Annotated in this window: 19 protein-coding genes and 1 tRNA gene; 15 read left to right on the top strand and 5 right to left on the bottom strand. The window is 64.4% G+C overall.

Translation table 11 applies throughout. The annotated features are described in order from the left end of the window. The first annotated feature begins 36 nt into the window (after positions 1 to 36). Together wecB and ABD729_RS07320 are read left to right on the top strand one after the other, a co-directional pair. Entirely contained in the window at positions 37 to 1,152 is a 1,116-nt protein-coding gene (gene wecB, locus ABD729_RS07325; RefSeq protein WP_344709502.1) for a non-hydrolyzing UDP-N-acetylglucosamine 2-epimerase, read from the top strand. A 47-nt stretch (positions 1,153 to 1,199) separates the two neighbouring features. After that, a tRNA-Glu gene (locus ABD729_RS07320) sits at positions 1,200 to 1,275 on the top strand. A gap of 191 nt (positions 1,276 to 1,466) precedes the next feature. Here the strand turns inward: ABD729_RS07320 and ABD729_RS07315 are convergent. The 4 genes from ABD729_RS07315 to ABD729_RS07300 all read right to left on the bottom strand — a co-directional run bounded on the left by ABD729_RS07315 (position 1,467) and on the right by ABD729_RS07300 (position 4,825). Next, the gene (locus ABD729_RS07315; RefSeq protein WP_344709501.1) at positions 1,467 to 3,032 is read right to left on the bottom strand and encodes a recombinase family protein; all 1,566 of its coding nucleotides are present in this window, start codon (positions 3,030 to 3,032) and stop codon (positions 1,467 to 1,469) included. Further along, positions 3,029 to 3,433 (bottom strand): DUF2924 domain-containing protein, encoded by a 405-nt coding sequence (locus ABD729_RS07310; protein ID WP_344709499.1) that lies wholly within the window; start codon positions 3,431 to 3,433, stop codon positions 3,029 to 3,031. Before ABD729_RS07310 ends, ABD729_RS07315 begins: the two co-directional genes overlap by 4 nt. Further along, positions 3,430 to 3,720, bottom strand: a complete 291-nt coding sequence (locus tag ABD729_RS07305; protein WP_344709498.1) for a DUF3489 domain-containing protein — start codon at positions 3,718 to 3,720, stop codon at positions 3,430 to 3,432. The genes ABD729_RS07310 and ABD729_RS07305 overlap by 4 nt, the downstream gene beginning before the upstream one ends. A gap of 412 nt (positions 3,721 to 4,132) precedes the next feature. Beyond that, complete coding sequence (locus tag ABD729_RS07300; protein ID WP_344709497.1) at positions 4,133 to 4,825, bottom strand: response regulator transcription factor; 693 nt, start codon at positions 4,823 to 4,825, stop codon at positions 4,133 to 4,135. 215 nt (positions 4,826 to 5,040) lie between these two features. Here ABD729_RS07300 and ABD729_RS07295 point away from each other — a divergent pair, with 215 nt between their 5' ends. From ABD729_RS07295 to ABD729_RS07285, 3 genes are read left to right on the top strand one after another with little or no spacing between them, the layout of a single operon-like run. Then, positions 5,041 to 5,259, top strand: coding sequence for an Hpt domain-containing protein (locus ABD729_RS07295; RefSeq protein WP_344709496.1), 219 nt, complete (start codon positions 5,041 to 5,043; stop codon positions 5,257 to 5,259). Continuing rightward, positions 5,256 to 6,815, top strand: coding sequence for a sensor histidine kinase (locus ABD729_RS07290; protein ID WP_344709495.1), 1,560 nt, complete (start codon positions 5,256 to 5,258; stop codon positions 6,813 to 6,815). Before ABD729_RS07295 ends, ABD729_RS07290 begins: the two co-directional genes overlap by 4 nt. Continuing rightward, a complete protein-coding gene (locus ABD729_RS07285; RefSeq protein WP_344709494.1) occupies positions 6,812 to 7,198 on the top strand; it encodes a response regulator in 387 nt (128 codons plus the stop codon). The genes ABD729_RS07290 and ABD729_RS07285 overlap by 4 nt, the downstream gene beginning before the upstream one ends. Here the strand turns inward: ABD729_RS07285 and ABD729_RS07280 are convergent. Beyond that, positions 7,189 to 7,365 (bottom strand): YegP family protein, encoded by a 177-nt coding sequence (locus ABD729_RS07280; protein WP_168068581.1) that lies wholly within the window; start codon positions 7,363 to 7,365, stop codon positions 7,189 to 7,191. The genes ABD729_RS07285 and ABD729_RS07280 overlap by 10 nt on opposite strands. A gap of 298 nt (positions 7,366 to 7,663) precedes the next feature. On the opposite strand from ABD729_RS07280, the gene ABD729_RS07275 reads away from it, so the two are divergent. From ABD729_RS07275 to ABD729_RS07230, 10 genes are all read left to right on the top strand, one after another. Continuing rightward, on the top strand, positions 7,664 to 8,662 hold the full coding sequence (locus ABD729_RS07275) for a hypothetical protein (protein WP_344709493.1): 999 nt from the start codon (positions 7,664 to 7,666) through the stop codon (positions 8,660 to 8,662). Positions 8,663 to 8,680: 18 nt separating this feature from the next. Beyond that, positions 8,681 to 9,136, top strand: a complete 456-nt coding sequence (locus ABD729_RS07270) for a hypothetical protein (RefSeq protein ID WP_344709491.1) — start codon at positions 8,681 to 8,683, stop codon at positions 9,134 to 9,136. An 84-nt stretch (positions 9,137 to 9,220) separates the two neighbouring features. Further along, positions 9,221 to 10,300 (top strand): hypothetical protein, encoded by a 1,080-nt coding sequence (locus tag ABD729_RS07265; protein WP_168068575.1) that lies wholly within the window; start codon positions 9,221 to 9,223, stop codon positions 10,298 to 10,300. A 101-nt stretch (positions 10,301 to 10,401) separates the two neighbouring features. Continuing rightward, positions 10,402 to 15,498, top strand: coding sequence for an MSCRAMM family protein (locus tag ABD729_RS07260; RefSeq protein WP_344709488.1), 5,097 nt, complete (start codon positions 10,402 to 10,404; stop codon positions 15,496 to 15,498). Position 15,499: 1 nt separating this feature from the next. Continuing rightward, positions 15,500 to 17,848 (top strand): DUF7933 domain-containing protein, encoded by a 2,349-nt coding sequence (locus ABD729_RS07255; RefSeq protein ID WP_344709487.1) that lies wholly within the window; start codon positions 15,500 to 15,502, stop codon positions 17,846 to 17,848. An 84-nt stretch (positions 17,849 to 17,932) separates the two neighbouring features. Continuing rightward, positions 17,933 to 18,235 (top strand): hypothetical protein, encoded by a 303-nt coding sequence (locus tag ABD729_RS07250; RefSeq protein ID WP_344709486.1) that lies wholly within the window; start codon positions 17,933 to 17,935, stop codon positions 18,233 to 18,235. Positions 18,236 to 18,355: 120 nt separating this feature from the next. Further along, positions 18,356 to 19,144 carry a DUF4236 domain-containing protein gene (locus ABD729_RS07245; protein WP_344709485.1) on the top strand — a complete coding sequence of 263 codons (789 nt, stop codon included), beginning with the start codon at positions 18,356 to 18,358 and terminating at the stop codon, positions 19,142 to 19,144. Positions 19,145 to 19,286: 142 nt separating this feature from the next. Beyond that, a complete protein-coding gene (locus tag ABD729_RS07240) occupies positions 19,287 to 19,967 on the top strand; it encodes a vWA domain-containing protein (RefSeq protein ID WP_344709484.1) in 681 nt (226 codons plus the stop codon). Between the two features lies 1 nt (position 19,968). Further along, positions 19,969 to 20,721: a PP2C family serine/threonine-protein phosphatase gene (locus ABD729_RS07235; RefSeq protein WP_344709483.1), complete on the top strand. Its 753-nt coding sequence runs from the start codon at positions 19,969 to 19,971 to the stop codon at positions 20,719 to 20,721. Continuing rightward, positions 20,718 to 23,651 (top strand): TonB family protein, encoded by a 2,934-nt coding sequence (locus ABD729_RS07230; RefSeq protein ID WP_344709482.1) that lies wholly within the window; start codon positions 20,718 to 20,720, stop codon positions 23,649 to 23,651. The genes ABD729_RS07235 and ABD729_RS07230 overlap by 4 nt, the downstream gene beginning before the upstream one ends. Positions 23,652 to 23,923 lie beyond the last annotated feature (272 nt).

Raw genomic sequence — 23,923 nt, 5'->3', positions numbered from 1 at the left:
GCCTCTTGCCGGATCGCCTCCTGTTGGAGAGCGCCGGTGCCCCCATCCCTGTTTCTTGTTGTCGGCACGCGTCCCGAAGCGATCAAGCTTGCGCCCCTGGCCCACGCGCTCGCCGCAGCGGGCTTGACGCCTACCTTGGTGGTGACCGGTCAGCACAGTCTGCTCGACCCCGCCGAATACGGCCTCGGTACGTACCCCGCGCTTCGGCTTCATTGCCCGTCAAAGGAGGATCCGCGCCTTCACGCTGAAGCCGTTGCCAGCACCCTCGCGCCCTTCCTGCGCGGCGCGGCGCGACCCGACCTGATGATCGTTCAGGGCGACACCTCGAGCGCGCTTGGCGGAGCGCTGGCAGCAGTGGCGGCCGGGATCCCCCTCGCCCATGTCGAAGCGGGCTTGCGCAGCCATGACCTTGCCCTGCCGTGGCCCGAGGAGGGCAACCGGGTCGAGATCGACCGCCTTGCCAGCCTGTTATTCGCGGCAACCGAGGAAAATGCCGCCAATCTCGTCGCGGAAAAGGTCCGCGGCGAGATCCATGTTACCGGCAACACGGCGGTCGACGCCCTTTTCGCGATCCTCGACGACCTGCCCCCAAGGGTCGAAGGCCACGGCCTGCCGCGGCTGCTGGTTACCTGCCACCGCCGCGAAAACTGGGGAACGGCGTTCACCCCGATCGGCCTCGCCCTGATCGAGCTTGCACAGGTTCCCTGGCTGCGGATCGAGATGGTCCTGCACAGCAACCCGGCCATGGCGGCCGCGGCCCGCCTCCTCCTTGGCGGTCACCCGCGGATCCGCCTGCTGCAGCCGATGGAGCATCACGCGATGGTCGCGGCGATCCGTACCGCCCACATCCTCCTTAGCGATTCCGGCGGCATCCAGGAGGAAGCCCCTGCGCTCGGCGTCCCTCTGCTCGTCCTCCGCTCCACGACCGAGCGCCCGGAAGGCATTGCCAGCGGCAACAGCCTGCTGGTCGGAAACGACCGCTACGACATCGTCGACAATGTCCGCCGCCTGCTCGACGATCCCAGCGCCTACCGCGCCATGGCGGTGCCTGCCCTGCCCTTCGGCGACGGCAAGGCCGCCCCTCGTATTGCCGAACTGTGCGGCCAATGGCTTGCCCGCCAGCGCCGGCCCGACCACGCCCTCATCGCCTGATTGACGAACAGGGTCCACGCGGCCATATGCGCGCCTCGCACCGCAGCGGCCCCTTCGTCTAGCGGTCTAGGACGTCGCCCTCTCACGGCGAAAACACGGGTTCGAGTCCCGTAGGGGTCACCAGCGACTAAGTCTCTGATTTGATTGCGTTTTGTTCTCTGAGGCTTTCCGTATAAATGGCGGAAAACAGCCGTCCGTTAGCGGTGTTTTTCCGCGAGCCTATGCCAGAGACTTCTCTGAGCGCTTTCCTGAGTGGCAAACCTGCGCTTTTTCTCTTGGGCGGCATTGGCATGTCTTGAGACGAGTGGCCTAGCTCAGATGAGCAGCAACGCTTCCTGCTCGCTCCAGCGGAGCGGAAGACCGTCCAGGTTCTGCAGGCTTTTGCTGGTCAGCTGCAACGGCTGACGACCCTGCAGAATCGATTCGACAATCTTCGGTGAGAGGTAGCTCAGCCGGATCAGGCGCTTGAAGCGCTCGGTCGACCTTCCGAACTTGGCTGCAACTTCCTCGAGCGAAAGCTTCGGCTTCGCCAGGGCGAAGGCCTGAGCACGGGCTGCGTCTTGCAGGAGAATGATCAGCTGCTGGTTGCCCGCAGGCTGGTTTGAGATGGTCTTTTCACCAACGATCAGCTTGGCATCGTTGCCATGCCGAATGCGATTGAGCGCGCGCTTGATGGTCGATCCGTCCGCGAGTTCGATGGTCAGCTCGGCGTCGCCGATCACGACCCGACGAATATGCTGAAGGAAAGCCGTTCGCCGCTCGCCGCCGGCCGTGCCAATGAGCTCGGAGGAACCCGCATCGTCGATACTGGTGACTCTCGCCGCAAGATGTTCTGCCAGCAGTGATGCGCAGTGCTGCTCCATCGGCTCGGCAGCGACCCGGTATGCGGCAGGTCCGCCGACCTTAATCTGCTTGGCGTGGGTCACATAATAGCGGAACCGCTGGCCATTCCTGCAGGTATGCGCCGGACTCATCTTACGACCGTGCTGATCGAAGATCATGCCCTGCAGCAAGCTGGCTGATGCAAGCTTTGGAACCCGCATCTGTGCAGTACTGCGGGTCGCCAGGATCGCCCGGGCACGGTCGAACAGCGCTCGATCAAGAATCGCCTCGTGCTGGCCAGGGTAGGCCTTACCCTTGTGCTCCACCTCACCGATGTAGGTTCGATTGCTCAGCAGGCAGCGAAGCGCCCCGTAGTGGAATGGCGTTCCGCCCATTGGCTTGCCGGCGCGCTGTCGCAGCTTGGTAGTCAGCTCTTGCTCCCGCGACCAGAGGACCGTCGTCTGCACTGAGCCAAGCTCGGCGAATGCCTCAAAGACCGCCCGTACCGTCTTCGCCTCAGCCTCATTGATCACCAGCTTGCGCTCCACGACATCGTAGCCAAGCGGCACTGTGCCGCCCATCCACATGCCCTTGGCTTTGGAGGCAGCAATCTTGTCGCGCACCCGCTCGGCGCCGACCTCCCGCTCGAACTGGGCAAAGGAGAGCAGGACGTGGAGCATCAGCCGGCCCATGCTGGTCTTGGTGTTGAACGATTGCGTCACGCTGACGAAGCTCGCCCCATGCTTCTCCATGACCTCAATGATCCGCGCGAAGTCAGCGAGGCTGCGGGTTAGGCGATCAATCTTGTAGATGACGACGACATCGACCTTGCCGGCCGCGATGTCAGCCAGCAGACGCTTAAGTCCAGGCCGCTCCATGCTCCCGCCTGAAAAGCCGCCGTCGTCATAGCGCTCCCGGGTGACCGACCAGCCCTCATGCTTTTGGCTTAGGATGTAGGCCTCGCAGGAGTCATACTGCGCATCGAGGCTGTTGAACTCCTGCTCCAGCCCCTCGTCGCTCGACTTGCGGGTATAGATCGCGCAGCGGACCTTGCTCATTTGGGTAGCCCGAAAAAGCGGGGGCCAGACCAGCGAGTCCCGGTAATCAGGGTCGCAATCTCGCTCAGCGAGCCGTAGGTCCGTTCGTCATACCGGAGGCCTTCTTCAGTAACGTCCACGACATAGGTGCGTCCGCGCCAGCGGCGGACCAGGCGATTGCCCGGTCGAAGCTTCGGTCGGGCCGAGCCCCTGCCCTCTCCGGCCGAATTGAGCTGCCGAGCAAGAGCTGGATACAGACGTCCCAGAGCTCTCTCCTGCAGGCGGTGGGCTAGACCCCGGGCTAATAGGTCCGGCGTGAAGGCCGCTGGCGGCGCGATCTTGAACACCTCGCGCCAGCGCTGCTGGAGCCCCGCCCTGCCGAGCGTCGGCAGGGCAGCAACCTTTTCCTCGATGTCGATCATTCGGGCGCCACCGCACGATAGGTGCGCACACCATCGATCTTGTCGCTGTCGATGACGTAGCCCTTTTTGCGAAGGCCGGTCATTGCTGCCCGCGTAGTGTGCGGACGCCAGCCCATCGCCAACACCATCTGCTCAAGCGTGGCGCCCTCATGGCGCAGCAGCAGCGCTGCCAAGCTCTCCTGTTTGGATGGTGCTTTCGTTGATGCGGAAGGCGCAGCGTGAGGCTTGGTTCTGGCTTCAACCGAAGCCTCGGCCTTGCGACTGATGGAAGTCTTCGATTTCGTCATGTGAGTGCCTTTCGGTTTGAAGCGGCCATTTGCCGCTCCCACCACTCACAGCCCCGCCGGTCTGCCGGTCAGGGCAGCGGCGCTAACCCAGCACCGCGACTCACGCGCACACCAATGCTCGGTTCTCAAGGACAGTCGAGCGGCTTCTGCCAAGAACGTCCGCTTAGACCCACTCGCAGACGCTCAGGCCTGCCCGTAAGCGGACGATCATTCATCAAAGCAGGCTGCGGCCGAAAGGACCCACTCTCAGTCGCTCAGCAGTGGCTGCCTGCCTTCCGTTAGCGGACGATTGTTCATCGGCGTTAGCGCCGGCACGTGGCCCTTAGAAGCATATCGAATCTCAGGGTGTCAGATCAGATAAGGGACGGTGAAGCCTTCCCTATTAACTCGGCACGCATTGCGCGGCATCCATTCACTGGAGACTGGTCATCTCGAGCCGATAGCCGAAGCTCTGAATCGAGGTCAGCTTAAACCCTGCATCGCCCAGACTGAGACGCGAGCGCAAGCGTGAGATATGGACGTCCAGCGTTCGCGTCGGGAGGTCGGGGTTACGGCCCCACACGGCCTCGAGGAGATAGGTCCGGCTGAGCGGGCGGTGCATGTTCTGGAACAGCAGCAGCGCGAGGCCGAACTCCTTGTGGGTGAGGGTCAGCGTTTCGCCGGCAATAGTCACGGTGCACTGGCCGTGGTCAAAGGCGACGCCGTAGTGAGTCTCCACCCGGTCGCCGGTTGCGGCCGGCTTGTAGGTCCGCCGCAGCAATGCGGTGAGCCTGGCGAGGAGCACCTGCGGAACGATCGGCTTGACCACATAATCGTCCGCGCCGGCATCGAGCGCGGCGACCACCGCCTCGTCCTCGGCGCGGCTCGTGACCATGATAACCGGCGGACACGGATCGAGGTTCTGGCGGGCCCAGCGAAGGACATCAACGCCTTCGCCATCCGGCAAGTGCCAGTCCATCAGCAGCAGGTCGAAACTTTCTTGGCGGAAGGCGACCTTGGCCGAGCGGCAATCCGCGTAATGGTGGCAGCTGTGACCGGCGCTTTCCACGGTGGCCCCTATCAGATCGGCGAGCGATGAATCGTCTTCAAGCAACGCGATGCGCACACGAACTCCCTTCTTCCTGGCGCATAACGGAAGAACCTTTGTTTTTCATGCTTGGTGAGCACGTGCGTCGCTGGCTGTGGCCGCGCGATCACATCGGCTCGTCGATAGTCATGGTTACCGTTCTGGTAACCTTTGCTGCTTAGACCGACGGCATGCGTAACGAAACAGGCCTGCAGTTCCGCCTCGCCCAGGCTAAAGAGGCATGCATCGAACGAATGCAAGGTACCGCAGACTGGCTGATTGCCACCGATCCGTCCGATCGCGACGCCCTTCGCCAATGCGGACACCGCCTGGTCGGAACGCTCGGCAGCTTTGGGTTCGGCGATGCTGCGCGAAAGGCCTCGGCGCTCGAACGCGCCTGCGACGCAGAGCCGGAGCAGGTGCGACTGGCCGCTTTGACGCTGGCTGAGACCCTTCGTACCCTGCCGCGATGATCGATAGTCAGGAGGAACTGCGCCAGCGCGTCATCACGCGCTACGGCCTTGGCGAGAGCGACGAGGAAGCCTTCAACCAGCTTAGCAAGACGGTCGCCACCATATTCGACGTGCCGATCGCGTTGCTGACGGTACTTCGCCGCGATCGACAGATCTTTCAGGGGGTCTGTGGCCTCACTACCGGCGGCACCGATCGCGAAAGCGCCTTTTGCGGCCACACCGTTCGTCAATCGGAGGCGATGGTCGTTGAGGATGCGCTTGCGGATCCGCGATTTGCCGACAACGACCTGGTCACCGGAGCCCCCTTCATCCGCTTTTACGCAGGCGCGCCGATCACCATCAGCGGCGTGGCGATCGGGTCGCTCTGCATCATCGACACCAAGCCGCGCACCATCACCCCCGCGCAGCGACAGCAGCTGGCGGACCTCGCGGTGGTCGCGTCCAATCTCATCGAAACGCGTCTCGGTACCCTTGTCGCCGAAAAGCGCGAGCTCGAGCTCAAGCGGACGGCGCAGCTGCTGCGCGTCATGCTCGACAACGTCGATCAGGGCATCGCCTATTTCGATTCCGACCTAAAACTCGCGCTGTGGAACGACCGCTTTTTCGAACTGCACGGATTTGACGATGAAATGAAGCGGCGCGGCACCGATGCCGCGGAGATGCTGGAGAAGAGCCTTCGCTGGGGCTTGTTCGGACCGGATGCGGACGAAGCCATGCTGCCGGCCATGCTTGCGGCCATCCGCCACACCGTCCGGTCCGAAACCGAGATCTCGACCCGCGAAGGCCGGACGCTTCACTCGGTCCGCCTGCGGCTCGACGATGGCCAGGGGTTCATCGTCGCCGTTCGTGACCTTACCGCCGAGCGCATCAGCAACCGCGCGAAAGACGAGTTCATTTCGACCATCAGTCATGAACTGCGCACGCCGCTGACTGCCATCCGCGGTGCCATCGCCCTGCTCGGCGCCAGTCTTGGCACCGGAATCAACGACCGCGCCAGGCAGATGCTCGACATGGCACAGAAGAATGCCGCGCGGCTCAGCACCCTGATCGACGATATCCTCGACATCGAGCGGCTTACCCGCGGGCAGACCGGCTACATCCTGGTGCCGCTGCAGATGAGCGAAGTGATCGGCGACGCGGTGCAGCAGAATGAACCCTTCGCCGAGCGTCTGGACGTTCGCCTCGAAGCAGTGTCCGGAGAGCCGCTGTCGCTGACCGGCGACCCGGGACGCTTGCTCCAGGTCCTCACCAACCTTCTCTCCAACGCTACGCGGCACAGCCCGCCCGGCTCCGTTGTCGAGGTGGCCGGGATGCGCCGCGACCATTTGATCCGGGTCGAGGTGCGCGATTGCGGCTCCGGGGTACCGGAAAGCTTCGTCGACCGCCTGTTCGATCGCTTTTCCCAGGCGGTCGATGCCAATCGTCGCGGCCATGGCGGCACGGGTCTCGGCCTTGCCATCAGTCGCGCCATCGTCGAGCAGCATGGCGGCCGCATCGGCTATGAGCCCCGCGCCAGCGGCGGCTCCTGTTTCTGGATCGAACTGCCCGCATCATGAACGACCTGCGCACCATCATCCTGGTCGAGGACGACCCCGACATCGCCATTCTGGCCCAGCTTGCGCTGACGGAAATCGGCGGGTTCGAGGTTACGCACTACGGCTCCGGCCCGGCCCTGCTGGAGGACAGCGCGGCGATCGTGCCCGACCTCTACCTGCTCGATTACCGCTTGCCGGACATGACTGGGGAGGAACTGCTGGCCAGGCTGCGCGAGGATCCGCAATCCGCCGCAGTCCCGGCGATCTTCATGACGGCCAGCCTGATGCCGGATCGGATCAAAGCGTTAAAGGTGGCCGGTGCGATGGACGTCATTGCTAAGCCTTTCGACCCATTGACGCTTGCCGACGAATTACGCGCGCGCTTCCGTCACGCTCAATCCTGAGGGTGGCGGATTTCTGCGCGGCTACTGTCGCGCACCGCCGCCAGGCTGCGCACGGCCTCGTTGAGATCGACATGAGCCTCGGCCGCGAGCGCGATGATCTGGCCGCTCTGATTACGCAGATGCCAGCGGAAGCGGTCGTCGGAATCAAGGTAGATTTCAAACACCATAACCGGACCGCTAACACGGTTCGTCGCCAGCGCCGCGTAAACAAGTGTAAAGCACGGACGCGATGTAAACAGTTGTAAAAGCAGGTCCGGAGCCGCGCAATTTACAACTGTTGATGAGCGTTAACGGCAAGCCGTGGCTAATGGGGGTGTCGCGCAGGGCCGGTCGCTTCCCCCACGGGGTGCAACCAAGTCCACCAGTGCGCAGACGGCCGGCGTTCCCCTTTCGCTGATTGTCTGCAAGCTTGCGGTCGCGACCTCACGGTCGGTTCTGCGCATCCTTTCAAGGGAGCGCGCGGGAATGACGAGGCAAGCGACAGGACGGATCGGACGGCAGGCGCGTCTTGCGCTGTCGCTCGCCCTGTGCGCTGCATCGTCCACGGCCGCCGACGCCGAGGGCACCCCCGCCGGCAGCGAGATCGTCAACGTCGCGCAGCTGAGCTGGGTCGCCGGCGGCGAGCAGCGCACCGTTCAGTCCAACGCAGCTTCGCTCAAGGTCGACGAGCGGATCGACGTCGCCGTCGCCTCGCTCGACGGTGGCAGCGTACCGGTGGCGGCCGGCGACCAGAACAGGGTGCTGTCCTTTCGCGTCGTCAACGCCGGCAACGCACCCGAGGCATTCGTTCTCAGCGCCGTCGGCGCGATCGGCGGTGACCAGTGGGACCCGGCGATCACCAGCCTGGCCCTCGACACCAACGGCAATGGCCTGTTCGATCCGGGGGTCGACCAGACCTATCGTGCCGGCACGGACGATCCGCTGCTCAAGGCCGACGCCAGCATCACCGTTTTCGTCCTTGGTGGTGTTCCCGCCGGCCTTGCGGATGCCGCGGTCGGCCTTGCGTCGCTGCGCGCGACCGCGGTGACCGGCAGCGGCGCACCCGGCACCGTCTTCGCCGGCCGCGGTGAAGGCGGCACCGAAGCCGTCGTCGGGGGCACCACCGCTACCGCGATCACCCAGGGCAGCTACGTCGCCAGCCTAGCCGTGCCACAGCTCGCCAAGGCGCAGCAGATCGTCGATCCGAACGGCGGCAGCTCGGCGCTTCCCGGTGCGCTCATCACCTACACGTTGACGGCTAGCTACCAGGGGGCGGTGCCCACCAGCGGCGGGCTCGTCGAAGATCCGATTCCGGCCGGCACCAGCTACGTCGCCGGCTCGCTCAAGCTCAACGGCGCAAGCCTCACCGACGCCGCGGACGGCGATGCGGGCGAGGCCGGCACGGCTGGGATCCGCGTCGCCATCGGCGCCCTGTCGGCCAAGTCCAACGCCGTCATTTCCTTTCAAGTGCGTGTGAACAGCTAAGCTCAGGAGAGTTGTATCATGTTGAAGAAGATCATCATTTCGTTTGTAGCCAGCAGTCTGCTGGCCGGCGCTGCGCAAGCCCAAGGCGTCAGCCTGACGGCCCGCGTGCTGCAGGAAAAGACAGTCGAGGAAGCCGGCGTGAAGCGCGTCGTGCTGGTCCCGGCCGGCAACGTCACGCCGGGCCAGGAGGTCATCTATGACCTGAGCTACGCCAATGGCGGCGCCAAGCCTGCCGAGCAGGTGGTGCTGACCAATCCGGTCCCGGCGACTCTCGAATATGTCGCGGGCGACAGCGCCCTGGTCTCGGTCGACGGCGGCAAGACTTTCGCCGTCCTGACTTCCCTCAAGGTCGCCAACGCCGACGGCACGCAGCGACCCGCTGCGCCCAAGGACGTGACTCACGTGCGCTGGAACCTCGCCACGATCGCCCCGGGGGCAAGCGGCCACGTGCTCTTCAAGGCGCGCCTAAAATAGCCGGTTCGCCGGACCGCCTCACCCCGATTTCCTCCGGTCCATCCATCCCATCCACCACCATCGTAACAGCAGGGTAAGATCATCATGAAGAAGGCACTCTACATAGCGCTCGGCACGGCTTCGGCCCTGTCGTTCGCCACCGCCGTGACGGCGGCCGGCACGCCTGCCGGCACCGACGTCAACAACACGGCCACCATCGGTTACGCGACCGGCGGTGTCACCCAAGCGAACGTCAATTCCAACATCGCCACTTTCAAGGTCGACCAGAAGGTCAACCTGACCGTCGCCGAAGTCGGCGGCCTGGTCTCGCCGACCTCGCCCGGCGGCCTCAATTTCGTAACCACTTTCACCGTCACGAACACATCCAACGCGACGCTCGACTTCTCGCTGCTGGCAAGCCAGCTGGCGAGCGGACAGACGGTGGCGTTTGGCGGTACGGACAGTTTCAACCAGAACAACATTCGCGTGTTCGTCGACAGCAACAACAACGGCATCTACGACGCCGGCGTCGACGTCGCGACCTATGTCGATGAGCTCGCCGCCGACGCGACCCGCACCGTATTCATCGTCTCGGACACGCCGGCCGGCCAGGCTGACGCCAGCCTCGCGGGCGTCGTGCTGACCGCCACTGCCGCCGCAGGTGGCACGACCAATGCGCAGGGCAGCGACCTCGTCCAGTCGGCCGGCGCCGACAACCCGGCGGTGGTCGACATCGTCTTCGCCGACATCGCCGGCAAGACCGACGCGCTGCGCGACGGCAAGTCGTCGGCCGACGATACGTACAAGGTGGTCGCCCCGACCCTGGTGCTCGCCAAGAGCAGCAAGATCATCTCCGACCCGTTCAACGGCACCACCAACCCGAAGCGCATCCCGGGCGCGACCGTCGAATATTGCATCGTCGCCACCAACACCGGTGCCGGTGCGGCCAACTCGGCGATCATCAGTGATAATCTCGCCAGCGTCAGCGGCGTGACCTACCTCAACGGTTCGATCTTCACCGGCGTGACGGTTAGCAGCGGCACCTGCAACACCGACGGCACGCTGCAGACCGATGCGGCCGACGGCGACCAGAGCAACTTCAGCTCGAATACCGTCACTTCGAACCTCGGCACGATCAACGGCGGCGCCTCCTCGGCGATCCGCTTTCGCGTGACCATCAACTAAGCGTTCCGCCTCGCTTCTGGGCGAGGCGCCCCCCCCCCGCTGGGTGCCGCTCCTGACCGGCGCCCGGCGGGGTCTTTCTCCCCCTCCCATTCGGATGCTCGATGACCCGCTCAGCCCGCCTTTTCCTCGCCAGCCTGATCGCCCTCGCGGCGATACTGCTTGGTGTGAGCGGGCCGGCCATCGCAGCGCCGATCGAGAACCGCGCCAGCCTATCGCTGCAGCTCGGTGGGGCCCGTCAGACCTATTTTTCCAATACCGTGGTCGCCGACCGACTGCTCCCGCCCTCGCCGTCGAAGGTCATGTTCCTCCGTACCGCGAGCAGCGGTGGGGTGATCGTCCCGACCGACGGCGGGCTGTGCCGCGACGCCAAGGGCAGCTTCTCGTCGAGCGCCGCTGCGCGCGTGGCCGCCGATGGCAGTCAGCAGCAGATGGCGATCGAAACCGCGGCCGCCCACGCCGGCGACAAGCTGATCGTCTCTCTCACCGATGCCAATCGCAACACCGATCCCACCAGCCGTGAGTGGGTCGAGGTGACGCTCACCACCAGCAATGGCGATGAAGAACTCCTCCGCCTCCGTGAGACCGGCCCGGATACCGGCCTGTTCGCCGCCGAGTTCATGACCGCAAGCACGCCCCCGGCATCGACCCGCTTTGATTGCATCCTGTCGATCGATGTCGGAGCGGCGCTGCAGGCGAGCTACACCGACCCTGCCTACAGCTCGGACGTGTCCAAGGCGACGGTCGTCAGCGATCCGATCCAATATGTCTTCGACAGTCAGACCGGCGCGCTCCTCAATGGCGCCGAGATCACCCTGATCGACCGCGCTACTGGCCAGCCGGCCCTCGTTTTCGGCGACGATGGGGCAAGCCGCTTCCCGGCCACGGTGACCAGCGGCGGTATAGTGACGGACTCGGCTGGACGGACCTACAAGCTACCGGTCGGCGGTTTCCGATTCCCGGTCGTCGCGCCCGGCAATTACCAGCTGAAGATCGTGCCTCCTGCCGGCTACACTGCCGCGAGCCAGGTTCCCGCCGACCAGCTCCGCCAGCTGAGCGGCCCGTCCGGTCCGTTCCAGATCGATGCCCAGGGCTCCTACCTGCTGCCGTTCGTGGTCAACGGGCTTGCCCTCTTCCGCATCGACGTGCCGCTCGACCCGCGCCAGCTGCCGCTGCAGGTTCGCAAGACCGCCTCAGTCAGCGAGGCTAGCGCCGGCGATCTCATTCAGTATCGCGTGACGGTCGAGAACAGCAACGCGACCGTGGCCTTGAACGCCACGGTCCTGCTCGACAGCATGAGCATGGGGCTGCGCTACAAGTCCGGTTCGCTGCGCATTAATGGCAAGGCGACCGCCGACCCGGTCCTAGATGCGTCGGGCAACGGCTTTCGCCTGGCGCTCGGCAGCATGGCTGCCCGTTCGATCCGCGTCGTCACCTATGTCGTCCAGGTCACCGGAGCGGCCCCAACCGGCGAAGCGCTGAACAAGGTCGTCGCGACCGCGGGCGGAATCGCCACCAGCAACGAGGCACGCGCCGTCGTCGACATCCGCCCGTTCCTGATGAGCGATGCCGCGACCCTGATCGGCCGCGTTTTCGACGGCGGCTGCGATGCGCCCGAGACCAAGATGGCGGGTGTCCCCGGCATCCGTATCCTGATGGAGGACGGCAGCTACGTCCTGTCCGACCGTGAAGGCCTGTTCCACTTCGAGGGTATCCGTCCCGGCACCCACATCGTCCAACTCGACGTGGCCAGCCTGCCCGAGGGCTATGAGCCGGTGCAGTGCCTTCGCGACACACGTCACGGCGGCAGCGCCATCTCGCAATTCGCCGAAGTGCGCGGCGGCACTCTGTGGCGCACCAACTTCCACCTGCGTCGCACCGGCGCGAAGGAAGCGGCCCCTGCCCCTGCTCAGCCGGCCATCGCGCTTCCCACCGCGGCTTCGGCGGTCGACTGGTTCGCCGGTCAGCAGGCGGGCAACGCGCTGCTGTCCCCTAGTGAGGGCTTCAATCCTGCATCGCCGGCCGTCCGCGTGGTCGTGAAGCATGTCGCCGGCAGCAGCCTCAAGCTGCGCATGAACGGTGTCGCGGTGCCCGACATCAACCTCGACACCAGCGATGCGAGCAAGGACAAGAGCTTCCTCGTCACCCAGTACCAAGGCCTGCCGCTGAACGAAGGCGACAATCGCTTCGAGGTCGAGGTCCGCGGCGCCGGTGGTGCGCTGCTCGGAAAGTTTGCGCAGACGCTTCACTACGCCAACAGTGTGGCTCGCGCCGAGCTGGTCCCTTCCCAGTCGCGCCTGATCGCCGATGGCCGCACCCGCGCGATCGTCGCGGTGCGTCTCACCGACCGTGCCGGCAAGCCGGTCCGCAAGGGTGTCACCGGCACCTTCCAGCTGACCGCCCCCTATCGCGTCGCAAGCGACCTTGATCTCCAGCAGGCCCGCCAGCTGTCCGGCGCCGACCGCGCCCAGCCGACCTGGCAGGTGTCGACCGACGACGGAATCGCGCTGATCGAGCTTGCCCCGACCACCCAGGCCGGGTCGATCGAACTGGCCTTCACCCACCAGGTCGAACGCCGCCAGGTGCGCGAGGTCGTGCGTGGCTGGATGGCGCCGGGCGACCAGCCTTGGGTCGTCGTCGGCTTCGCCGCCGGTACCGCGGGCTTCAACGTTCTGGACGACCATGCCGAGCGGCTCGGCGGCAAGGGCGCGCCAAAGCGCTTCACCGACGGTCAGGTCGCCTTTTTCGCCAAGGGCCGGATTCTCGGCAAGTGGCTGCTGACCATGGCCTACGACACCGACAAGAAGACCGGCCGCGACGCCCGCCGTCCGCTCGGCGGAGTGATCGATCCGCAGCGCTATTACGAGCTCTACGCCGACGGCACCGAGCAGGCCTATGACGCCGCGAGCAGCCGCAAAGTCTACCTCCGCCTGGAGCGCCCACAATTCTACGCCCTGTTCGGCGACCTCGAAACCGGCTTCAACGACACGCAACTGGCCCGCTACAGCCGCAGCCTGACCGGCCTCAAGAGCGAGTTTCGCTCGAACAAGCTGGCGGTCCAAGCATTCGCCGCCGACACCGGCTTCCGCTTCGCGCGCGACGAGATCCAGGGCTCTGGCCTTGCCTCGCTCTATCGCCTCAGCCGCAACGACATCGTCATCAACTCGGACAAGGTGCGGGTCGAAGTGCGCGACCGCCTTCGCTCCAACCTCATCCTGTCGAACCGCGAGCTGACCCGCCACGCCGATTACGACATCAGCTACGAGGCCGGCAGCATCGACTTCCGCCAGCCGATCGCCAGCCGGGACGGCGAGGGCAATCCGATCTTCATCGTCGTCGAATACGAAACGCACGGCGAAGGCACGCGTCGCTGGAACGGTGGCCTGCGCGCCGTCGCCCGGGTTGCTGCTGGGCGTGCCGAAGTCGGCGCGACCGTGCTGCGCGATGCCGACCCGGCGCAAACCAGCGACCTGGCCGCCGTCGATGCCAAGGTCCGCCTTGGCGGCACTACCGAAGTCCGCGCCGAGATCGCCACCAGCCGCACCAACGCTGCGGGCGAGAAGAGCCAGGGCCAGGCCTATCTGCTCGAGGCCGAGCATCGCGGAGAGACGCTCGACGCCCTCGCCTACTTCCGCCAGCAGGACCTCGGCTTCGGGGTTGGCCAGCTCAACCGTGCGGAAGCCGGCACCCGCAAGTTCGGCGCCGACGTCCGGCTAGGCCGCGCACAGGGCTTTTCGCTGACCGTCGGCGGCTGGCACGAGGACATGCTGGCGACCGGCGCCAGCCGCGACGCGCTGCGCAGCCAAGTCGAATATCGTGCACCCCGCACCTCAATCCGCGCCGGCTATCAGTTCGCTCGCGATGACGTCCCTTCGGGCGAGACCCTGATCAGCCGGCAGGTCACCCTCGGCGGCTCGCAGCAGCTGTTCGGCAATCGCCTGCAGTTCGATGCCGATGCCGCGGTCGGCCTGGCCGGCAAGGGCGAGAGCCTCGACTTCCCCAACCGCTACCGCGCCGGCCTGTCCTGGGCGGTCCGCCCCGATGTCCGCCTGCTCGCCAGCCACGAGATCACCGATGGCGCCAAGGTCGACACCGCGACCACCAGCCTCGGCATCGAAGCGGCACCATGGCGCGGTATGCGCCTGGCGACCACGGTCAACCAGCAGGGCATGGGCGAGTTCGGCGGGCGCACCTACGGCCTCTATGGCATCAGCCAGTCGCTGATCCTCACCCCTCGCTGGAGCGTGGACCTCGCGGTCGACGGGAGCCGCACGCTGAAGGGCGCAATTGCCGCCGACAACATCGTCAACGTCAATCACCCGGTCGCCGCCGGCGGCTACCTCGACGAGGGCAAGACGATCAGCGACGACTTCTGGGCGGTGAGTGCTGGAGCTACCTATCGCACTCCAGTGCTGAGCTGGACCGCGCGTGCCGAGCTTCGCCGCGGCGACTTCGACGACCGGGTCGCGCTGTCGACCGCGCTGCTGCGGCAGACCCAGGATGGCATCAGCATGGCGGCCGCCGCTCGCTTCAGCCGCATTCGCAGCGCCGATGGCACCGTCGCCACGCTCGGCCTCGCCAATGGCTCGTTCGCCTGGCGGCCGCTGTGGTCGCGCTGGGCCGTGCTCGACAAGCTCGAGCTGCGCTGGGACGAGATCACCAACGGTCGCGGCGCCAGCGCGATCACCGCTCCCGGCGGCCTGCTCGGCTTCGACGGCCTGTCGGTGGTCGGCGATGCCCGCACTCGCCGGATCGTCAACAACCTTGCCCTCAACCTCGTCGGCGCGGCCGGCATCGACGACCGCGACACGGCGAAGCGCGCGTACCAGCGCTACCAGGTCTCGCTCTACTGGGGTTCGAAGTATGTCTTCGACACCTTCGGTGCCGACGATTATGCTGGCTTCAGCAACCTCATCGGTCTCGAAGTGCGCCGCGACCTCAGCGACCGGCTGGACTTCAGCCTTAATGCCGCGATCCGCCATGTCGCTTCTTCGGGCACCGTCGATTACCTGGTCGGCCCGTCGGTCGGGATCTCGCCCGTCAAGAACAGCTGGATGAGCCTCGGATACAACATCAAGGGCTTCCGCGATCGCGACTTCTCGGATGCCCGCTACACCCGCGCTGGTCCTTTTGTGACCCTGCGCCTCAAGTTCGACCAGGATACGCCCGCCGCTTTGTTCGGCCGGGCCGGGGGCAAGTGACGTGATCCGACTTCGATTGAGCAGGCTGTTCCTGGCACTTGTCGTCATCGCCTTCGGGCAGACAGCGATCGCCAACAATTGCGCCAGCCCGTCGCGCGCCGGCGCGGTGAGCGGCCTTTCGGGGATCGTGAACACCTATTATCCCGGCACCGCCTCGGCCGCTGCCGGCGCGACCAGCATCACGCTCGGCGCGGCCCAAGGCGCCTCCAACCCGATTGCTGCCGGCGACCTCCTGCTCGTCATCCAGATGCAGGACGCGACCATCGATATCACCAATGGTGCGAGCTACGGCGCCGCGACCATCAACAACAGTGGCCGCTATGAGTTCGTTCGCGCTGCCAGCAACGTCGCCCTGACCGGCGGGACGCTGACCTTGGTCGGCGGCAGCGGAGCCGGGCTCAGCTATGCCTACACCAACGCCGCTTACGGCGCCTCCGGACAACGCCGCTTCCAGGTGATCCGCGTTCCGCAATATTCGGACTTGACGCTGGGAGGAACGGTCACCGGCGCCGACTGGAACGGCACCAGCGGCGGCGTTGTCGTGCTCGACGTTGCCGGCACGCTCAACCTCAATGGCGGGACCATCAGCGCCGCCTCGCTCGGCTTCCGTGGCGGCGGCGGACGCGCGCTTGCAGGAGGCGCCGGCTTCAACACCGATTATCGAACGCTCGCAACCAACGCCGCTAACGCCAGCAAGGGCGAAAGCATCGCCGGCACGCCGCGCTACCTCAACGCCAGAAACAGCCTGCTCGACACCGGGGTCGAGGGATATGTGAACGGCAGCTACGGCCGAGGCGCACCGGCGACTGGCGGCGGCGGCGGTACCGACGGCAATCCCGGCGCCAACGACCAGAACACCGGCGGCGGCGGCGGTGCGGGCTATGGAGCAGGCGGACTCGGTGGACATGCCTGGTGCGGCACGGCACCGATCGGCTGCCCCCAGACCGGCGGCGTCGGCGGCCGCGCGGTCACCAGCCTTGCGGTCGACCGCGTGATCATGGGCGGCGGCGGCGGCGCGGGAAGCACCAACAACGCGACCGGCACCCCGGCCGCCGGCTTTGCGTCGAGCGGCGTCGACGGCGGCGGCATCGTCATTGTTCGCGCGGACAAGCTGCGCGGTTCGGGCACCATCAACGTCAGTGGCGAGAGCGCCAACAACAGCGTGCTCAACGATGGCAGCGGCGGTGGCGGCGCCGGCGGCAGCGCTCTTATCAGCGCTCTCGACGCCGCCGGTGCCAGTGTCACGGTCAATGCCAGCGGCGGCAATGGCGGCACCAACACCGGCGGCGGTGCGGCGCATGGACCGGGCGGCGGCGGTGGCGGCGGATTCGTCGCTAGCAGCTTCGCGCTGAGCGCCAACGTGACAGGCGGAACGGCCGGCACCACCGCCAACGGCGGCACGTTCGGTGCCTCTTACGGAGCGCAGGGCGGTAATGGCGGCGCGGGCGCGACCATCGTCACCTCGGCCATTCCCGGCATGTCGTCAGGCGCGGAATGCACCCCGGTCATCACCAAGGCCTTTTCGGTCTCGCCGATCGGCATTGGTCAAAGCTCGCGACTGACCGTGACCGTCCAGAACCGTAATCCGACGCTCGCCATGAGCTCGGTGGCCTTCACCGACATCTACCCGACCAGCATCGCGAACGCCGTGCTGCCGAATGCAACGACGGGCTGCGGCGGAAGCGTCTCGGCCTCTGCCAGCGGTTCCTCGCTGGCCCTGAGCGGCGGAAGCGTCGCCGCGGCCTCGACCTGCACGGTCGCCGCCGATGTAACCGGCAAAACGGCAGGCGACGCGGTCAACACAATTCCTGCAGGCGGCCTTACGGTTGCTTATGCAACCCAGACCGTCGCCTCGCTCAGTTCGGCCACGGCCACGCTGAAGGTCCTCGCCCCGCTCACCGCGTCTAAGGCTGGCGAGGTTTACTGGGACCCGATCAACCTTTTCGCCAACCCCAAGAACATTCCCGGCGCGATCGTCACCTACACGATCACCGTGGCCAACCCGAGCGGCCAGCAGACCGACCTCAACAGCGTGGTGCTGAGCGATGCCATTCCCGCCAACACCAAGATGCTGGTGCGCGATTTCGGCCTGGCTGGCAGCGGCCCGATCTCATTCGTCGATGGGGCAACGGCGAGCGGGCTGGCTTACAGCTACGTCGCCTTGTCGAGCACCGCCGATGACCTCGAATTTACCACCGCCGCGGCTCCCACTGCCTCTGACTGGGGATATGTCCCTACCGCCAATGCCGACGGTGTCGATCCCGCAGTAACCTTCTTCCGCGTCAAGCTGAAGAACCGGCTCGTCAGCAACGGCTCCTTTAGCATTCGCTTCCGAGCGTTGGTGCAATGAGCTGGCTTCCCTTCATGCGGCTAAGGGGTGGTAAGCTCGCGATGCGCGCCAAACATCCACTCCGAGTGTGCCCTGTACCTGACAATGCAACCACACTCCGACGCAAGGCTGAAACCGTCCGAACCGCAGAAGCGCGGCAGCAGCTTATTGAAACTGCAGAGTTGCTCGAGACCTTCAACGAGCCTCAAGGTAGAAACAAAAGAAGCACTAAATGAGTGCCTGATCGTGAATGCGGAAAGTCGTGTGCTTGAGGTCCAGCATGGGCGCGAAGCCGAAGCCACCGCAACACATGAACGGACGTCAGTTATCCGCACCAGCGAGCCACAATCCGCCAGTCCGCTTTCCACCAAAAAGCAGCTTGCCATGATCGATGGTGCGAAGGTCTGATACCCGAAGAGGGCGCTTGTCTCGAAGAGGCGAGCTGCGATCGTGGCGATCCAATCCCTCAACACGCTTAAGCCCGGCTTCAAAGTGCGTTAACTTCGCCGGCCTAAGGGGTCTGCCATCATGGGATTTCGGTTTAGGCGCTCGGTCCGGATACTGCCAGGCGTCAGGCTGAACCTCGGCACTGCCGGGATCAGCACGTCCATTGGGCCGCGTGGCGCTTCGGTCAACGTCGGGAAGCGGGGAACCAGAGCCAACGTCGGCTTACCGGGAACCGGCGTTTCTTACAGCACCCAATTGGGAGGAAAGCGACCGCAAGCTGTTGCCGGGCAAACCAACAGCAGCGCCGGGGGCTGTGCGGCCCTAGCTATCATCGTCGCCCTGCTCGCAGCCATCGGGACCTGTTCGAGCGACAGCAAGATCACGCAAGCCGCAGCGGCAGCAGACAGCGGCAAGGTCGCTTACGTCGCCGCCAGCGCCGCCAATTGCCGGATGGTTCCGGACAGCGCGGCGACGATTGTCACCAAGCTCGCGCGCGGTTCAAAGGCCAACGTGCTTGAGACTGGCAACGGATGGACCAAAGTAGAAGCCGGTGCGGCCGTATGCTGGGTCTCAACTCCCCTTCTGAGCGACGTGAAGCCAATCGATCCAGTCGAGCCTGTCCCCGATCCGAGCAGTCTTTCGTCGAGCCAGAGCCTTGGCCTTTACGCGGGCGCAGCGGACGCATCGAGGCGCCAATCGCGACCAGGCGCCTCCTCGCACCGATCATCATCAACTCGCTCTCGCCCACGCTCACACAAGCGGTTCTACGAAGACGCTGGATGCCCTTGTTCGGGCGACCGCGTCTGCATAGGCCCGCGGGGAGGACGCTATTGCATCACGTCGGGTGGCAACAAGCGATACGGCGTCTGACAGTAATCGACGTTGCCGGCGCGTGGCTCTCAAAGCACGGGTGCTCTCAAGAAGGTGATCTCCTCCGCACTTCATCAAGCTTTTGTTGAAGCTCCCCGGGTAACGCGCTTAGCTGACAGTGTAGATTCAAGCGGGGGTAAGTATGTCCAACGAGTTCGAACAAGTGGCTTTCGGTGGTGCCGAGTTTGCGGAAAACCCCGAGCCGCGTTGCCCATGCCTCCTCCTTCTAGACACGTCCGGCTCGATGAGCGGTCAGCCCATCAGCGAGCTGAACGCTGGCCTCACGACCTTCCGCGACGAGCTCAATGCCGATGCGCTGGCTGCCAAGCGGGTCGAGATCGCTATTGTCACTTTCGGTCCGGTTGAGGTCCAGTCTGACTTCACGTCGGTTTCTAACTTCTTCCCGCCTGAACTGCAGGCTGGTGGCGTGACCCCAATGGGTGAAGCCATTGAGCGTGGTCTCCAGATGCTCGAGGCTCGCAAGAACGAGTATCGAACGAACGGCGTGTCCTATTATCGTCCCTGGATCTTCCTCATAACCGATGGCGCTCCGACCGACTCCTGGCAGCGTGCCGCGGAGCAGGTGAAGGCTGGTGAAGCAGCCAAGCGCTTTATGTTCTATCCGGTGGCGGTGCAGGACGCCGACCTGCGGATTCTGTCACAGCTATCCGTCCGCGAGCCTTTGAAGCTGAAAGGCCTCGCTTTCGGCGAGCTGTTCAGGTGGCTCTCGAGCTCGCTGAGCTCGGTCTCGCGGTCAAACACGGATGATCAGGTTCCGCTCCAAAATCCAACCGCTCCCAACGGCTGGGCCGTAGCCGGCTGACGTGACCGCCTGGTCCTGGGCTGCCGCGAGTGTTCGCGGCACCTCGCATGTAAAAAATGGCACCCGCTGCCAGGACGCTAACCAGTGCAAGCAGGTAGGCGAAACCCTCGTAGCAATCGTCGCCGATGGGGCGGGAAGCGCTGAATTCGGCGGCGAGGGCGCAAGCCTCGTTGCCCGAACCATCATGCGCAGGGCCGAGCGAAGTTTGGCTGCCTCGCCTACCCTTCCGACGGAGGAGACGCTCTGGTCCTGGCTGGACGAGGTGCGTGATCTCCTTGCCTTGGCCGCGGAGCGCCGCGGATCGGTTCCACGCGCCTTTGCTTCGACGCTTATCGCTGTGCTGGCCAATCCGACCGAGACGCTCGTGCTGCATATTGGCGACGGCGCTGCCATCATGAAGTTCGCCGCCGAAGAGGAGTGGTCAGTGCCGCTGTGGCCGGCGCATGGAGAGTATGCCTCCACTACCTACTTTGTGACCGACGATCCCAGTCCTCAACTCCGGTTCGAGCGATTGGGCAAGGCGGCATCCGGGCTGGTCCTGATGACAGATGGGCTGGAGCGCCTCGCCCTCGACTTCAGCGCCAAGACGCCGTTTGCGCCATTCGTCACCAACATGGTGCGTCCGCTCGAGAGCAACGCTGGAACAGGGCGGAACGGAGATCTTTCGCTCCAGCTCAGGAGCTATCTCGACAGCGAGAAGGTGAACAGCCGCACGGACGACGACAAGACACTGGTCATTGCCGTTCGCCGATGAATAAGCCAGTCCTCTTCCGCTTCGACGGCACACAGCTGGCGCTTGGCGATCGTCTTGGTCGCGGCGGCGAAGGGGAAGTCTACGCGCTCGCCAACGACAATGCCCGCGCGGTGAAGGTCTACTCAGGTAATGGCGCCAGAGAACGTCAGGAAAAGATCCTGGCGATGGTGGCAGCTCGCCTATCGGAGCTCACCACGCTCGCTGCCTTTCCGATCGATCCTGTTCGGAAGCGCAATGGCGAGTTCGCCGGCTTCATCATGCGCAAGGTCAGTGGTCATAAGCCACTGTTCGAGCTCTACTCACCAGGAGCCCGCAAGAGCAGCTTTCCACAGGCGAATTACCCGTTTCTGGTCCGAACCGCGTCTAACTTCTCCAAGGCAATCGGCGCCGTCCATGCGAGCGGCTGCGTCATTGGCGACATCAATCCCTCCGGCATCTTCATCGCTGATGACGCCAGGGTCACGTTGATCGATGCGGACTCGTTCCAGCTCAGCCAGGGTGCAAAGCGCTTTCTCTGCAAGGTCGGAGTTCCCGATTACACGCCGCCCGAACTGCAAAGCATGTCGCTGGATGGCACGGTCAGAACGACCAATCACGATAACTTCGGCCTAGCCATTGTCGTCTTTCAGCTCCTTTTCATGGGCCGCCATCCATTCTCGGGATCCTACTCGAAGGGCGAAATGCCGATCGAGAAAGCAATCCGTGAGTTTCGCTTCGCTTATGGCAAGCGCCCCGTCGGCATGGTGCCACCTCCAGGGGCGCCGCTCTTCAAGCACTTCCCGCCAGCACTGGGTGGCGCATTCGAAGCTGCCTTTGGACCTGCCGCGAGCAGACCGAGCGCGAAAGACTGGATTGGTCTTCTCGACCAGCTGACTCGTGGTCTGAAGGGCTGCCGGGACAATAGCCTCCATCACTATTGGCAAGGCTCGCCTGAATGCCCGTGGTGCCGAATGGAACGGACGCAGGGCATCATGCTGTTCCTGCCTCCCTTCAAGGCAGCGTCACCGAGCGCCCCATCTCCAAGCAGTATCTCCTTCAATCTCGAGGCGGTTTGGCGAGCGATCGAGGCAATCGCACCCCCAGGTGCCTGCCCGCCAACCCCGAGGCTTCACGACATCTCGCCCGAGCCCTCGGCAGAAGCACGACGCCTTCGAGCCGAGGCCTGGAAGCAGAAAGGGCTGGGTGCTGGAGCAGTTGCACTCGCCGGCGCCATCCTGCTGGCAAGCCCTGGGCTGTGGATCTTCTACATTCCGGCCGGTTGGTTCGGCCTCGCGCGACTGTTCGGCAGCGCGGGTGACGTAGGCGGCCTCAAGAGCCAGCGCAGCAACCTTGACCGGCAATGGACAAAAGCCCTTGGCGATTGGCAGAATCGCTGCGGCAACGAGCCCTTCAGCAAGCTCAAGGCAGATCTTTATAAGGACAAGCAGGCCTATCAGGGCCTCTCCGCTGAGCTCAACCAGCGCCTTCAGTCTTATCAGCAGAACCGGCGGACCACTCAGCTCGAAGCATTCCTGAATGGCTTCTACATTCGAAGAGCGCAAATACCCGGCATCGGTCCGGCCAAGACGTCGACGCTTGCTTCCTATGGCTTCGCAACCGCAGCCGACATTACCACGCCGCACCGCATCGAACAGGTGCCAGGCTTCGGTCCGTCGAATGCCTACAAGCTGATTGCATGGCGGCGGCGCCTCGAAGCACAATTTGCCTACAATCCCAACCCTAATCAGGCTGACCAGGTTCAACTCAACAACATCAAGTCAGACATAAGCCGAAAGGAAGTCTCCCTTCGGCAGAAGTTGGCCGACGGACAGGCAGCCTTGACCAGGGCTGCCCAGCAGGCGCTCTCCTTACGTCAGGTGCCCGACGCTCAGCTTCAGAAGCTGCACGAGCAAAAGCTGCAGCTCGATGCGGACATCAAGCACGTTCACGGCTCATTCTCAGCCCCAATCGGCTGGGCCGCTGCCATATTCGCCATCATCGCCGTGCTCGTCGCCATCGGAAGCTGGACGCCTACAGCGCCCGTGGTTCAAACCTCCAACACTTCGACCAGCCTCACTCCTCCCGTTCCAAATGGCTTTGCGCCGGTCGACGCTTCTGACGAGGGCACGGGACCAGACCAAGTCACTCCTGAAGAAGAGTCGGCAGCCAGTTCTCACTACGCAGTGCGCGAGACGAACGTGAGGTTTCGTGCCAGCACTTCGACACCCATTATTGGCAAGCTTCCACGCGGAGCCCAAGTGATGGGAGTGGAGGTAACGCCGGAAGGCGAAACCAAGAAGTGGCTGAAGATCACGTCGGGACCCTACAAGGGCTATTACGCGTCGGCAGAGTGGAACCTATCTCTGAACGAACGGCCAGCGCTCGATACAAGCGCTACCGGTCAACGGATAATCCTCGAGAGCATTTCGGCCCTCCGCGAACCCGATCCGGATGCCGAAACCGTCAAGGAGCTGGTTGCGGGCACGCCGGTGACCCTGATCGGGTTGACGCCAGACGGCTATGCAGAAGTGTCGCTCAAGGGCGGCACGATCGTCTACGTCCCGCCCTCATTCCTAAGCGATCCTGCTTCAACATACGAAAACCCGTCGACCGGCGTGGACGACGGACCAGGTGTCCCGCTGGGCCAAGCGGTCACGGCGCCTATCCCGCATCAGGCCCTCGCATCACTGATTACAGCAGACGATTACCCCGCAAGCGCTCTCTACGCCCGCCAGGAGGGCAAGGTCAGAGTCTCGATCGACGTGGATGAGCGTGGCGGCGTATCGGACTGCACCATGATCGTGAGCAGTGGATTTCCCCTGCTGGACAACGCGACTTGCCGACTGATGCGGGCGAGAGCGAAGTTTGCGCCAGCTCAAGACGCAAGCGGCAATCCCGCCCCCTCCGCTACTACCGTGACCATATACTGGACGCTGCCGAGGCTCGATTAGCTAGCGCAGGGAAGACTCAGCGAATGTCTGCAACGGGTCGTAAGCGGACATTCTTAGTTTGGTCGAACGGCCGTCCGCTATACGAGTGCCGTACCCGAAAGAGGACCGTCCGCTTTCCACCAATTGCGGACGTTCGGCAGAACATTCAAAAACCCAGCTGTTCTCCTTACGATCGATTGAGATCAGCAGTTGACGTCGTGGGGTGAACGGCTCCGGCGAGGTGGGCACCTTATCTCTCAGGATGGCAATGGCGCACTCGCCTTCCCATATGC

This window comes from Sphingomonas humi (assembly GCF_039536725.1).
GTDB classification, from domain to species: domain Bacteria; phylum Pseudomonadota; class Alphaproteobacteria; order Sphingomonadales; family Sphingomonadaceae; genus Sphingomicrobium; species Sphingomicrobium humi.
Note: the sequence above shows the minus strand (reverse complement) of the source record. Positions and strands in the feature narration are given on the sequence as shown.